A 13,475-nucleotide genomic window follows, 5' to 3' on the forward strand; every position below is an offset into this window, starting at 1 on the left:
ATGACCAACACCAATCTGTTCGACCTCTCCGGAAAAATCGCCCTCGTCACCGGCGCCAGCCGCGGCATCGGCGAATCCATCGCCAAAACCCTCGCCGCCTATGGCGCGCACGTCATCGTGTCGAGCCGCAAGGTGGAAAGCTGCGAAGCAGTGGTCGCCGCCATCCGCGAAGAGGGTGGATCCGCCGAAGCACTCGCCTGCCACATCGGTGAAATGGCACAGATCGAAGCGCTGTTTTCCGCGATCGAAAATAAGCACGGTCGTCTGGATATTCTCGTCAACAACGCGGCGACCAACCCGTATTTCGGACACATCCTCGAAACCGACGTGTCGTCCTTCCAGAAGACGGTGGACGTAAACATCCGCGGCTACTTCTTTGCATCGGTCAACGGCGCGAAACTGATGAAGAAGAATGGCGGCGGCAGCATCATCAATGTCGCCTCCGTCAACGGCGTGATTCCCGGCGACATGCAGGGCATTTACTCGATCACGAAGGCAGCGGTCATCTCCATGACCCATGCATTCGCGAAAGAATGCGCGCAAGCCGGCGTCCGCGTCAATGCACTGTTGCCCGGCGCCACCGACACCAAGTTCGCCGCCGCGCTGGTACAGAACCCCGCGGTGCTCAACAGGATGATGCCGCACGTGCCGATGCGCCGTGTCGCACAGCCGGACGAGATGGCCGGCGCCGTGTTGTATCTCGCCTCGAATGCGGCGAGCTATACCACCGGCACCTGCATCAACGTCGACGGCGGGTACCTGCTGGGCTGATTTTGGCAGTGAGAGTGGCAGGAGACAGCAGTACATAAAAGAAGCGGCAGCAGGACGGGCGATCCTCGTCCTGCAAAGCCGGCAACCGATCTGCGCCAGCACAGAACAAGCATCCAACCGCAAGCTATAACAACACCAACCCCGCACACTTTCTTGGAGCAACACATGGACTTCCAGTACAGCGATAAAGTCAAGGACCTGCAAAAGCGCCTCAACGCGTTCATGGATGAACACGTCTACCCGAACGAAGCAACCTTCCACAAGGAGATCGACGCCAACCGCGAGAAAGGCAATGCCTGGATTCCGACGAAGATCATGGAAGAACTGAAGGACAAGGCCAAGGCCGCCGGCCTGTGGAACCTGTTCCTGCCGGAGTCCGACAAGGGAGCGGGCCTGACCAACCTCGAATACGCGCCGCTGTGCGAAATCATGGGCCGCGCGCCGTGGTCCGCCGAAGTCTTCAACTGCTCCGCGCCGGACACCGGCAACATGGAAACCCTGGAGCGCTATGCCAGCGAAGAGATCAAGGAGCAATGGCTCAAGCCGCTGCTGGCCGGCGAGATCCGTTCCTGCTTCGCGATGACCGAACCGGCGGTCGCTTCCTCCGACGCCACCAACATCGAAGCGCGCATCGAACGCGACGGCGACGAATACGTCATCAATGGCCGCAAGTGGTGGTCTTCGGGCGCCAACGATCCGCGCTGCAAGGTCTTCATTTTCATGGGCAAGACCGACCCGACCGCCGAGAAGCACAAGCAGCAGTCGATGATTGTCGTGCCGCGCGACACCCCCGGCGTTTCCATCGTGCGCCACCTTCCGGTATTCGGTTTTGACGATGCGCCGCACGGCCACGGCGAAACCCTGTTCGAAAACGTGCGCGTGCCCGCCAAGAACATCCTGCTGGGCGAAGGCCGCGGTTTCGAGATCGCACAGGGCCGCCTCGGACCCGGCCGCATCCACCACTGCATGCGCCTGATCGGCATGGCCGAGCGCGCGCTGGAAAAGATGTGCAAGCGCACGCTGAGCCGCGTCGCCTTCGGCAAGCCGGTGGCAGAGCAGACTGTCACGCTGGAGCGCATTGCCCAGTCCCGCATCCTGATCGACCAGGCGCGCTTCCTGGTGCTCAACGCTGCGGACATGATGGATCGCGTCGGCAACAAGGCCGCGTTGAAGGAAATCGGTATGATCAAGGTGGCTGCGCCGAACATGGCCTGCCAGGTGATTGACTGGGCGATCCAGGCGCACGGTGGTGGTGGCATGGCCGATCCGGTGCTGGCGCACAGCTATGCCAGCGCGCGTTCGCTGCGCATTGCCGACGGTCCGGACGAAGTCCACCGCAACCAGATCGGCAAGCTGGAACTCAAGAAATACAAGTAATCGCGCGACGCTGCGGGGTGTGCTGCCCCGCGGCGCGTGCTTCAGAGGAAGGGATGGAATGAGCAATCTGGGATTTTCGGGAAAGTCGGTCCTCGTCACCGGCGCGGCAGGTGGCATTGGACGTGCCGCGGCACTCGCGTTTGCGCGTGAGGGTGCGCGCGTTGCCATCGTGGATGTGGACGCCAAGGGCGGAGAGGAAACCGTCGGGCTGATCGCGCAGGGTGGTGGCGACGCTTTCTTCTTCAAGGCCGACGTCTCGCAGTCGGCACAGGTCGAAGCAATGGTGACCGCGGTGGTCGAACGCTACGGACGGCTCGATTGCGCCTTCAACAACGCCGGCATCGAAATCGAACACCTGCCGCTGGCCGAATCCGATGAAGCCACTTTCGACCGCGTGATGAGCGTCAACGTCAAGGGTGTGTGGCTGTGCATGAAGCATGAGATCCGCCAGATGCTGAAGCAGGGCGGCGGCGCCATCGTGAATACCGCGTCGGTCGCGGGCCTCGTCGGCGCACCCGGCATGCCCGTGTATGCCGCCAGCAAGCACGCGGTGGTCGGCATGACCAAGACGGCGTCGGCCGAATATGGCAGGGCAGGCATTCGCGTGAATTCCGTTTGTCCCGGCATCATCCGCACCCCGATGCTCGAACGCGCGCTGGAGCGCGAGCCCCGGCGCGAGAAGAACATCCTGAAGGCGCACCCGATCGGACGCCTGGGCGAAGCCGAGGAGATCGCGAACGCAGCCGTATGGCTCTGTTCGGACGCCGCCTCTTTCGTCACGGGACACCAGATGGCTGTCGACGGCGGGCTGACCTCGATTTGAGCGCAACAACAATTTCCCCCTGGCCGCCCCGGCTCCGGATGAAACTCCTTCATCCGGTGTCCGGGGCGGTGCCGTTTTCAACCTTGCATGAAGGAGAGTGGCAGGCATGAAGCGCAACACGCCGTTCCCGTGGATCAAATCCTACCCGCCGGGCATCCACTGGGATGCCGAACTGCCGACCATGCCGGTACCGCAACTGCTCGACGACGCGGCTGCAAAATGGCCGGACCATGCGGCGATCGACTTCATGGGCAGGCGTTTCACCTACCGCGAGCTGCAGGGCCTCGTGGACCGCGCGGCGAAGGGCTTCCAGGCGCTTGGGGTGAAGCCGGGCGTGCACGTCGGCCTGTACCTTCCGAATACGCCGCATTACGTCATCGGCTTCTTCGGCGTGCTGCGCGCCGGAGGAACGGTGGTGAACTACTCGCCGCTCGATGCCGAGCGTGTGCTGGAGCACAAGGTCGAAGACAGCGAGACCGACATCATCGTGACGCTCGACCTCGCGGTGTTGTATCCGCAGATGGACCGGCTGCTGTCCACCACCCGCCTCAAGAAGCTTGTCGTCGGCAGCATCGGCGAAATGAGCGGCAATCCGGAGGCCGTGGATGCGCACATGCGCAATGCAGGGCAACTCGCCGACGTGGCGGAGGACGAGCGCCATGTCCGCTTCGCCAGCCTGCTCGACAACGACGGCGCGTACCAGGCGTACCCGATCGGCGACCTCGACGATGCGCTGGCGGTGCTGCAATACACCGGCGGCACCACCGGACTGCCCAAGGGCGCCATGCTCACGCACGCCAACCTGACGACGGCGGTGAGCCAGCTTTGCGCTGTCACCGGCGGCGAAAACCGTGTGCTGGAAGAGGGCAAGGAACGCGTGCTCGCGGTGCTGCCGCTGTTCCATATCTACGCGCTGACGGTCGACATGCTCTTCGGCGTGCGACTGGGCGCGGAACTCGTTTTGCACACCAAGTTCGAGATCGATACCGTAGTGCGCGACCTGGCCGCGAAAAAGATCACGGTCTTCCCCGGCGTGCCGACCATGTACACCGCCATCATCAACTACCCCGGCATCGAGAACCACGACCTCAGTTCGCTCAAGTTCTGTGGCTCCGGCGGCGCACCGCTTCCGGTCGAAGTGAACCAACGATTCCAGCACCTGACCGGCTGCTGCCTGGTGGAAGGGTGGGGCATGACCGAAACCTCGCCCACGGGTACCTTCACGCCGGTGTATGGCATGCAGAAGGTCGGCTCCTGCGGCATGCCGACGGTGGGCGTCGTCCTGAAATTCGTCGACGTGTCCGACCCCTCAGTCGAGGTGCCGCGCGGCGAACGCGGCGAGATGTGCATCAAGGGACCCAATGTCATGAAGGGCTACTGGAAGAAGCCCGATGCCACCGCGGCGTCGATGACGAAAGATGGATTCTTCCGCACCGGCGACGTGGCCTGGATGGACGACGACGGCTTCGTGTACATCGTCGACCGCACCAAGGACATGATCCTGTGCGGTGGCTACAACGTCTATCCCCGCATCATCGAGGAAGCCATCTACGAACATCCCTCGGTGGCCGAAGTGACCGTCATCGGCGTGCACGATCCCTATCGCGGCGAATCGCCGAAGGCCTTCATCGTGCTCAAGGCGGGCGCGGAACCGTTCACGCTGGAGGAACTGAAGACTTTCCTCAAGCGCCGGCTCGGCAAGCATGAGATGGTGCAGGCGATGGAGATTCGCACGCAACTGCCGAGGACGCCTGTGGGCAAGCTCTCGAAGAAGGAACTAGTCGATGAGGAAGAGAAGAAGCGAAACATTGCGTAACATGTTTCCCAGAACCTTTGTCGCCCGCACGCTATCGAACTGACAAGGACATTCTTTCGGGAATGTCCGCACCGTTTGTTGTGACAGCTCGATTGGAGCAGGAAGATGAAGAAAAAATGTCGCAGCGCGGTGGTTTTCGCTCTGGCTTTGTGTTTCGGCGCGCCGTCGTGGGCACAGGCACCTTCGAAGAGCGAAACCCAATCCACCGCAAGTTCAACGAAGAAACCTCAGCTCGATCGTTCAGGCAAGCCGCGCAAGGGCAAGGCCTCCTACTACGGGAAGAAATTCCACGGCAGGAAAATGGCCGACGGCACACCCATGGATCCCAACTCCAACATCGCCGCCAGCCGCACGCTTCCCCTCGGAACGAAGGCGATCGTGACCAATCTCGAAAACGGCAAGAGCGAAGTGGTGGAGATCCGCGATCGCGGGCCGTATGTCGACGGCCGCATCGTGGACCTGACGCCGAAGACCGCCGAGAAGCTCGACATGAAAGAGGATGGCGTCGCGACGGTCGAGGTCAAACCGATCGAGTTACCGCCGCAGGACAATGCGATCAAGTCTGCGTCGCGGGAGCGCAGCAGCGTCGATCAGAGTTCCGGGCAGTAGTCAGCTGCGTATTATCCGGCTCGAGGACTTGAGTTTCGCAGCATCGCGGTGAAATGCCTCGAGCTGGCGCATCACCACCTCCTGCCCGCTCTCGATCACGAAGTCCTGGAAGGCCGCTGCGACAGTCGGGATGTGCTGATCGGCCAGGTGCATCACATACCAGTCCGCCTCGACCGGGCTTTCCGCCATTGGCAGCATGCGCATCAGGCCAGCCTCGAACTCCAGCGTGCAGGCATGCACCGACAGGAAGGCCACGCCGAGTCCCGCAACCACCATCCGCTTGATCGCCTCGTTGCTCGACAACTCGGAACCGATGCGCAGCGGATAGCCCGATTCCTTGAACAGCCTTTCAATCGCAGTGCGTGTACCCGAGCCGCGCTCGCGCACCAGCAGGTTGACGTCCATGATGTCCGCCAGCGTCAACTTCTTCTTCTGCATCAGCGGGTGGTTCGGACTGGCGACGAAAGCCATCGGATGGCGCGCGAAGGGTGCAGCATTCGTGCGGAACTCCCGAGGCGGCGTGCCCATGATGGCGAGATCAATTTCGTGCCTGCCCAACATGTTCACGATCTCGTTGCGGTTGCCGACCTGCAGCTTGATGCGCACATCGGGCCGTGCGGTGGTGAACTGCACCAGCATGGGGGGAAGCAGGTATTCCGCGGTGGTGACGGCGCCGATGCGCAAGGTGCCGGAGATGACGCCCTTGAGCGCGGCGACCTCGTCCACCGCCTCGTCCCACAAGCGCAGGATGCGATCGGCAAACTCCGCCATCACCTCGCCCGCGGCGGTCAGCTGGATGCCGCGTCCCACCTTGCGCGTGAGGGATGTTCCCGCTGCCTCCTCGAGCATCCGCAACTGCAGCGACACCGCCGGTTGCGTCACGTGCAATGCGTCTGCAGCACGTGAAACGCTTTCATAGTGCGCCACCATCAGCAAGGCCTGCAATTGTTTGAAGCTGGCGAGATGCATAAGCGATACCTTATCAAATACACAGAAAAATTAATTTTTCTTTTGGATTTCTTGCGCTTATATTAACAGTGAACGAGACAACAAATCGCGCCAGCGCATCACACCGGCGCACTTTTTTCAGGCGAACAGGAATGGGAATCGAAGCGATCACACTCGCGCTCGACGGCGTGATTTTGGACACCGAAGAGGCGCAACTGCGTGCCTGCAATGCAGCCTTTGGCACCTGCGGCCTTGACCTGCAATGGTCCTTGCCCCAGTTGCGCGCGGCGACGCGCGTTTGGGGTGCGGCGAACGTGACCGACTCCGTCGCCGAACGCATGGGACTTGCCGCGACGGATGAACGTGTCGTCAACCTGGGGCAGGAGAAGAACCGGCTGTTCCATGACCTCGTTCTCGGGAGCCAGCCAGTGCGCAGCTCGGGGGGTGCGCAGTTGATGGCCGATGCACTCGAGAGCGGATGCAAGATTGCCGTCGTCACCGACATGCCAGCGCAAACGGCGACGACCCTGCTGGACCTGGTCTTCGGCAATGCGGTCACCAACATCTTTTCGGTGATCGTCAGCGGCGCGGATTTCTCGACGGCTGGCGGCAATGGCCCCTACGACCTGGCGCTGCGCACGATGGGCGCGGAACCCGGCGTATGTGTCGCCGTCGACGCGGCGGTCCCCGGCCTGAATGCCGCGCGGCAGGCCGGCATCTGGACCATGGCTGTGACGCCGTATGAAAAGGATATTGCGCGCATTTCCGGCGCGGACATCTGGTGTCCGCAGATGCAGGAGCTGCGCGACATGATCGAGCGCAGGAATGTGCCGAGGACGCGCCCGGAGCGCTTCGTGACTTTCGACGCGCTGCGTGCATTCAAGCGCGAGCGCACCGGCATGCCGGTATTGTCGAAACCGGTGCCCGTCCGTGTGGCGGCCTGACGCTCTGCCGATCATGGTTTTCAACGAAATTTCAATCAGTCTGGAGGCAAGAAATGGAAACGATTGCGATCGTGGGAGGAGGTGCCGGCGGGCTTGAGCTCGCAACCCGTCTGGGCGACCGCCTGGGCAAGAACGGACGTGCCAGGATCGTTCTTGTCGACCGTTACCCGACACATTTCTGGAAGCCGCTGCTGCACACGGTCGCCGCGGGCAAGCTCGACCCGCAAGTGCACCAGGTCGAGTACGCCGCCCAGGCCGCCGACCACGGTTTCCAGTTCATCTGCGGCGAAGTGCTTTGCGTCGATCGCGGCGCCCGCACGCTCGAGATCGGGTCCTGGCGCACCGATGACGGCGCCGAACTTCTTCCTCCACGCACCCTGCAGTACGACAAGCTGGTGCTTGCCTGCGGTGCGGTGACCAATTTCTTCAACATCCCCGGCGCGGCGGAACACTCGCTGACCCTCGACAGCGTTCAGGATGCGGAGCTGTTCCGCAGGCGTTTCCTCGGGGCGTGCCTGCAGGCGAGCAGCCAGCGGAACGGTGCACCGGATGGCGCGGCCGTGAATATCGTGATCGTGGGTGGCGGGGCGACCGGCATAGAACTGGCGGGCGAGCTTTGCCACACCGTTCGCTCCCTGGCGCAGTACAACGTCCACTCGCTCGATCCGGCACGGGACGTCCGCATCCGCATCATCGAGCGGGGCGACCGCCTGTTGCCGCAGCTGAACCCGCGCCTGTCTGCGCGGGCGGCACGGACCCTGGGGCGGCTCGGTATCGAGGTGTGCACGGGCACGACCGTGGCGCGCGTGGAGGCGGATGCCGTCCATGACAGTGCCGGGGTCCGCCACCCTTCCGACATCACGGTGTGGGCGGCCGGTGTGGAAGCGCCGGCCATCTGCACCACGCTCGGTCTTCCGCTCAATCGCATCAGGCAGATCGTGGTGACGCCGGAGCTGCGCACGGAAAACGATCCGGCCGTCTTCGCGCTCGGTGACTGCGCGAGCTATGTGTGTCCGGTGGACGGCGCAGCGGTTCCGCCGCGGGCACAGGTCGCACACCAGCAGGCGGTCTACCTGGCCGATGCGCTGGTCCGCGCGGTTGGAAACAGGGCGGCGGGATTCCGCTATCGCGACTATGGTTCGGTCGTGTCGCTCGGCCCTTTTGCCGCGATGGGGGTACTGATCGGTGGCGCGAACAAGCGCGAGATGCTTGTCGGCGGCATGGCGGCGCGCGTGCTGTACAGACTCATGTATCAGAAGCATGTGATGGCACTGCACGGTTTTGTACGCATGGCCGCGCAGTCGGTCGCGCACTGGATACGCGGCAAGGTGACACCGCCCGTCAAACTTCACTAACGCCTGAAACGGAAACAGGCGCGATTCCCGCAAGCCGGGAATTCGCGCCTGTTTCTTTTTGCCGGCTCACTGAACCGGCAGGGTATTCTGTGCTGCGCTATTTCCTTTCGCCGTTAGCGTGGCGTACCACGACGCAGGAGATTGACGATCGCCAGCAGGATCACCGCGCCCAGGAAGGACACCAGCAGCGATGAGATGCTGAAGTCATTCTGGTTGATGGTTCCCGTGCCGAACAGCGGTGCGAGCAGCCATCCGCCGAGCAGTGCGCCCACGATACCGACGATGATGTTGAGCAGCAGGCCCTGGCTGGCGTCCGTGCGCATCACGAGGCTGGCGAGCCAGCCGAGAATACCGCCTACAACGATCCAGATAATGAAGTTCATGGTTTACCTCCTATGTTGACAAAGTGGCTACATCAATAGACTGGCTGCCTGGGGAATGGTTCATCACGTCGAATTCCTGTTTGCCGAATCACGCCGTGAATGCTTCAATCAGCCGCGCGGCCGGCGGATGCCGCCCTTGTCGTCAGTCGGGAGAGGTGAAAACCCTTCCTCATCCTCGACCAGGACAGTCGCGTCTTGTTTCGATTTCGTCAGTTGAGTGGCATACGCATAGGCATCCTCCTTATCGTCAAACGATGCAAGTGGTACGTCCTGCCCCTTTTCGGAGACATCCCATCGGCCGTTCAGGCCGGGTGACACGCAGATGACCAATGTGCCTTGCTGATCGAATCCCATGTCGCTGACTCCTTGCCCGCCGGCCAGGCGGTTCATGCTCGTGTGTGGAAACGGTTAGCCGCGGTCCGGTGGCCTGGCATTGAGAAGGGGGGATGAAGCGCTGCGCGGATTAGTGAAGCGTCCGTTCAAAGCCGTCGATCTGCCTTTCTGCTTCCTCGCGGCCGATCCCGTAGGCCTCCTGGATTTTTCCGGCAAGCTGGTCGCGCTGTCCGGCGATCATGTCCAGCTCATCGTCGGTGAGCTTGCCCCACTGCTCTTTCACCTTGCCCTTGAACTGTGTCCAGTTCCCTGCGACGGTATCCCAATTCATGACAATCTCCTTTTGTTTAAAAATGAGAAATGCTTCCTTGGTGCGCCCTAGCCGTTGCAAATCCTGTGCCTATACTTAATCAACAGACATGTGGGCCATTTGGCAGTGCCTGGTTGTAAATGTTCCAGCGCGTTTGAAAACAATACAGCGGAGGCGTCAAATCGACGCTGTGAAGTGGTGTGATTGGCAATATTGCCGATGCGGAGGCGGCCGGGAGTGGATGCTCACCTCGTCCCGGAAAAATTTCAATAATTTCTGTTGTTTTTGGAAACTTAATTGAAGTCAAGGTGTCATTTGTTACACCTAAGTACGATGAGTTGTTTTTTTTATCAGGAGCCAATCATGACCGAACACGCGCTGTCGAGCCAGGAAAGCTACGATCCCAATCGTCTACTGGACACGTTGCTCGAACGGATGAATCTGAAGAACGACGCGGCACTCTCGCGCATGCTGGAAGTCGCCCCGCCGGTCATCAGCAAGATCCGCCACCGCCGCCTGCCGATCGGCGCCTCGCTGCTGATTCGCATGCATGAAACGACCGGCATGAGCATTCGCGAGCTGCGCGACCTCATGGGCGATCGCCGCACCAAGTATCGTCTCAGCGACGCCCAGGGCAAGCCGAAGGCACCGCCGGCTGAAGCAGCCCCGACTGGCGGCCAGCCCAGCCACTTTCACTGACATGCCCGTCCATCGGCTGTCCTCCCGGACTTCATCCTGAAGTGCCGGCAGGGCAGCCTGTGCTCCCTCGCGGGCGCTCGCCCCGGCCGAGGCAGCTTTTTCTTGCCCGCTCCGCTTTTTCCCCGCCAACCCATCCCCTCCGCATGCCGTGCTGCAGCCGACGGTGTGATGGCGCCCACCCGAAAAAAATTGACTGGAATCAATGTTTTTCGCCGGTACAATCCCTATCCTCAATAAAATATTGACCAAAATCAACTTTTCGCGGCCGGTGCAGGTGTGCCGACGAGAAGGTCCCGCAAGCGCTACACAGGTCAACAAAACGATAACAAGCGACGCAGGGATGTGCGGGTCCAGGCTTCGCGGGCAAACAAAAAAGAGGCAAAGGCATGCTCAGGAATCTCAGCATCAAATCGCGCCTGATCTTCGTGGTCGGCTTCCTTTCACTCATGTGCGTCTCCGGCGCCGTCGTCGGCTTGTCGAGCCTGTACGCCGCCAATGAGACCCTGCACATCACCTATGAGCACCGGCTCGTCCCGATGGGCGGAATCGACCAGATCATCCGGCTGATCGACCGCAACCAGCTCGCGGTGGCGCAGGCGCTGACGGACACGCCGGAAGGCGTCCAGCGCGAGATGGATGGCGTGGAGAAGCGGATCGTCGAGATCAACCGCCAGTGGGAACAATTGATGGCGGACATGCGGGATGAGATCTCCGCGGAGGAAACGGCACTTGCCGACAAGTTCGTCGCCAGCCGCAAGAAATTCCTCGAAGAAGGGTTGAAGCCGGCGGTCGCCGCCTTGCGCGCCAATGACACTGCCAAGGCCGCCCAGCTCATGCGCGGCCCGATGACCGAATTGTTCGTGCCCGTCGTCGACTCCGCCGGAAAGCTGATGCAATACCAGCGGGAGACGGCGAAGGCGGATTACCAGAAGAACGAGACCATGTACGTCTGGGTGCGCAATTCCTGCATCGGCGGCATGCTCTTCGCGGTCTTGCTTGGCACCGTCATCTGCATCTGGCTGCTGCGCGCGATCGCCAAGCCGCTCGCCGATGCCGTGGGGGTCGCAAAGGCCGTCGCGGCGGGCGACCTGACCAAGGAGATCAAGGTCACGACATCGGATGAAACGGGCGAACTGCTGCAGGCCCTCAAGGACATGAACCAAAGCCTGGTGCGCATCGTCAGCGAAGTGCGCGGGGGCACGGAATCGATTGCCACCGCGTCGCGCCAGATCGCCGCCGGCAACCTCGACCTCTCGGCGCGTACCGAAACCCAGGCCAGCTCGCTGGAGGAAACGGCGTCCTCAATGGAAGAGCTGACGTCGACCGTCAAGCAGAATGCGGATAGCGCCTACCAGGCAAACCAGCTGGCGGCATCAGCGTCCGAAGTGGCAGTCAAGGGCGGGGCCGTGGTGTCCGAAGTCGTCCTGACCATGGGCTCCATCAACGAGTCGGCGAAGAAGATCGTCGACATCATCAGCGTGATCGACAGCATCGCCTTCCAGACCAACATCCTCGCGCTCAACGCCGCCGTCGAAGCGGCCCGCGCGGGCGAACAGGGCAAGGGCTTCGCGGTTGTGGCCACGGAAGTGCGCCAGCTCGCGCAGCGTTCGGCGGCGGCGGCCAAGGAAATCAAGCTGCTGATCGACGATTCGGTCGAGAAGGTGGACACCGGTGCGCGCCTGGTCGACCAGGCCGGCGCCACGATGAAAGAGATCGTGGAGAGCGTCAAGCGCGTCACCGACATCATGAGTGAGATCTCGGTGGCCAGCAAGGAACAGACGGACGGCATCCAGCAGGTCAACCAGGCGATCAACCAGATGGACGAAGTCACGCAGCAGAACGCGGCGCTGGTCGAGGAAGCGGCCGCCGCGGCATCGTCGCTGCAGGAGCAGGCGTCGAGCCTCGCGCACGTCGTCAGCGTGTTCAAGCTGGACGCCATGCATGCGCCCGCCACGGCGGCGGTCCCCGTCGCTCCGGCCGCTCCGGCCGCTCCGGCACGCGTCGTTCCGCTGCCGAAGCCGCGCACTGCGGTGGCCGCCCCCGTCCAAAGGCAGGTCGCGACGACTCGGCCCGGCAACGACAGCGACTGGGAAGAGTTCTGACCCGCAACGGGATCGCTTGGAAAGGCCGCACGTGTTGCGGCCTTTTTTGTTTGTGCGGGAAGATTCGACGACGAGTGGGGCAAGGTTGATCCAGGTCATTCATTGCGTAAAGAAAAATCCCTTACGCTGCATCTTGAGCCCTGTACTGAAAGACGGGGTTGCAAGGAGGATAACATGAACGCCCCACGCCACACTGGCATGGCAGCCATGGAAGACGTGCTGCTCGCCGAGCGCGAATCCGTGCTCGCCGACATTCGAGAGCATCTTCATTCCGCCGGAGAGCCTGGCAAGCTGGCACTGCTGAACCACCTTGAAGCCGTGGGCGACTGGGTGGAAGCCGACCTGCTCAATGACACCGACATCGCGCTCCTGAGTCATGAACTCGTGCGCCTGCGGGATATCGATGCAGCGCTGGCCCGCATCAAGGCCGGCACTTACGGGATTTGCGTCGACTGCGGCGAAGAGATTCCCGCGGCGCGGCTCAACGCACTGCCCACCGCCGTGAGCTGCGTGAAATGCCAGCAGGCCTATGAAAAACAGCACGGGCTGAGCCACGGCGTGTCTCTCTAATTCGTCTCAAGGAAAATTGTATGTCGATCAATCATGTGGTCGTCTGGATCGATTACGACCAGGCGTGCGTCAGCCGTTTCAATCGCGCGCTGGTGAAAACCGAAATCATCAAGACGTACGCTACCGCGCCAGAAACCCTGCCTGCCGAGCGAAGCGTGCATGCGCCTGACACGGCGCGCTATTTCGACGATATCGCCCAGGCGATCAGCGACGCCGACGGCATCCTGATTCTCGGACCGGGTTTCGAGCGCCTGGAATTGCTCGTCCACCTGCGCCGCGGATATCCGCACGTGGCCGACAGGATCGTGGCGCTGGAGACGGTCGATCACCCGAGCGACGAAGAAATGGTGCCCTGGGCGCGCAAGCACTTCAGCGCATTGCCGCTTGCGGCTTGATGCGTTATCGGAAAAGAGCAAGGGCAGAACGCGCCATTCC

Annotated in this window: 15 protein-coding genes; 11 read left to right on the forward strand and 4 right to left on the reverse strand. The window is 61.9% G+C overall.

All coding sequences use genetic code 11. The annotated features are described in order from the left end of the window. The 5 genes from ACNOHI_RS20535 to ACNOHI_RS20555 all read left to right on the forward strand — a co-directional run bounded on the left by ACNOHI_RS20535 (position 1) and on the right by ACNOHI_RS20555 (position 5,396). Entirely contained in the window at positions 1-771 is a 771-nt protein-coding gene (locus tag ACNOHI_RS20535; protein WP_420476571.1) for an SDR family oxidoreductase, read from the forward strand. Between the two features lie 165 nt (positions 772-936). After that, positions 937-2,148 carry an acyl-CoA dehydrogenase family protein gene (locus ACNOHI_RS20540; RefSeq protein WP_420476572.1) on the forward strand — a complete coding sequence of 404 codons (1,212 nt, stop codon included), beginning with the start codon at positions 937-939 and terminating at the stop codon, positions 2,146-2,148. Between the two features lie 58 nt (positions 2,149-2,206). Continuing rightward, positions 2,207-2,971, forward strand: a complete 765-nt coding sequence (locus ACNOHI_RS20545; protein ID WP_420476573.1) for an SDR family oxidoreductase — start codon at positions 2,207-2,209, stop codon at positions 2,969-2,971. 106 nt (positions 2,972-3,077) lie between these two features. After that, positions 3,078-4,787: a long-chain-fatty-acid--CoA ligase gene (locus ACNOHI_RS20550; RefSeq protein ID WP_420476574.1), complete on the forward strand. Its 1,710-nt coding sequence runs from the start codon at positions 3,078-3,080 to the stop codon at positions 4,785-4,787. A 105-nt stretch (positions 4,788-4,892) separates the two neighbouring features. After that, positions 4,893-5,396, forward strand: coding sequence for a septal ring lytic transglycosylase RlpA family protein (locus ACNOHI_RS20555; protein WP_420476575.1), 504 nt, complete (start codon positions 4,893-4,895; stop codon positions 5,394-5,396). Here ACNOHI_RS20555 and ACNOHI_RS20560 read toward each other — a convergent pair whose 3' ends face one another. Continuing rightward, positions 5,397-6,365: a LysR family transcriptional regulator gene (locus tag ACNOHI_RS20560; protein ID WP_420476576.1), complete on the reverse strand. Its 969-nt coding sequence runs from the start codon at positions 6,363-6,365 to the stop codon at positions 5,397-5,399. Between the two features lie 131 nt (positions 6,366-6,496). Between ACNOHI_RS20560 and ACNOHI_RS20565 the strand changes: the two genes are divergently transcribed. Together ACNOHI_RS20565 and ACNOHI_RS20570 are read left to right on the forward strand one after the other, a co-directional pair. Then, entirely contained in the window at positions 6,497-7,288 is a 792-nt protein-coding gene (locus tag ACNOHI_RS20565; RefSeq protein WP_420476577.1) for an HAD family hydrolase, read from the forward strand. Positions 7,289-7,341: 53 nt separating this feature from the next. Next, positions 7,342-8,643 (forward strand): NAD(P)/FAD-dependent oxidoreductase, encoded by a 1,302-nt coding sequence (locus tag ACNOHI_RS20570; RefSeq protein ID WP_420476578.1) that lies wholly within the window; start codon positions 7,342-7,344, stop codon positions 8,641-8,643. 113 nt (positions 8,644-8,756) lie between these two features. On the opposite strand, the gene ACNOHI_RS20575 is transcribed toward ACNOHI_RS20570, so the two are convergent. From ACNOHI_RS20575 to ACNOHI_RS20585, 3 genes are all read right to left on the reverse strand, one after another. Then, a complete protein-coding gene (locus ACNOHI_RS20575) occupies positions 8,757-9,026 on the reverse strand; it encodes a GlsB/YeaQ/YmgE family stress response membrane protein (protein ID WP_088709384.1) in 270 nt (89 codons plus the stop codon). Between the two features lie 108 nt (positions 9,027-9,134). Further along, positions 9,135-9,380: a DUF2188 domain-containing protein gene (locus tag ACNOHI_RS20580; protein WP_420476579.1), complete on the reverse strand. Its 246-nt coding sequence runs from the start codon at positions 9,378-9,380 to the stop codon at positions 9,135-9,137. 109 nt (positions 9,381-9,489) lie between these two features. Continuing rightward, a complete protein-coding gene (locus tag ACNOHI_RS20585) occupies positions 9,490-9,690 on the reverse strand; it encodes a CsbD family protein (protein WP_420476580.1) in 201 nt (66 codons plus the stop codon). Between the two features lie 342 nt (positions 9,691-10,032). Between ACNOHI_RS20585 and ACNOHI_RS20590 the strand changes: the two genes are divergently transcribed. From ACNOHI_RS20590 to ACNOHI_RS20605, 4 genes are all read left to right on the forward strand, one after another. Further along, positions 10,033-10,368, forward strand: coding sequence for a hypothetical protein (locus tag ACNOHI_RS20590; RefSeq protein WP_420476581.1), 336 nt, complete (start codon positions 10,033-10,035; stop codon positions 10,366-10,368). Between the two features lie 386 nt (positions 10,369-10,754). Next, positions 10,755-12,470, forward strand: a complete 1,716-nt coding sequence (locus ACNOHI_RS20595; protein ID WP_420476582.1) for a methyl-accepting chemotaxis protein — start codon at positions 10,755-10,757, stop codon at positions 12,468-12,470. A 174-nt stretch (positions 12,471-12,644) separates the two neighbouring features. Then, positions 12,645-13,040 (forward strand): TraR/DksA family transcriptional regulator, encoded by a 396-nt coding sequence (locus tag ACNOHI_RS20600; protein WP_420476583.1) that lies wholly within the window; start codon positions 12,645-12,647, stop codon positions 13,038-13,040. 20 nt (positions 13,041-13,060) lie between these two features. Continuing rightward, positions 13,061-13,435, forward strand: a complete 375-nt coding sequence (locus ACNOHI_RS20605; RefSeq protein ID WP_420476584.1) for a translational machinery protein — start codon at positions 13,061-13,063, stop codon at positions 13,433-13,435. Positions 13,436-13,475 lie beyond the last annotated feature (40 nt).

The organism is Noviherbaspirillum sp. ST9 (assembly GCF_048799745.1).
In the GTDB taxonomy this organism is placed as follows: domain Bacteria; phylum Pseudomonadota; class Gammaproteobacteria; order Burkholderiales; family Burkholderiaceae_D; genus Noviherbaspirillum.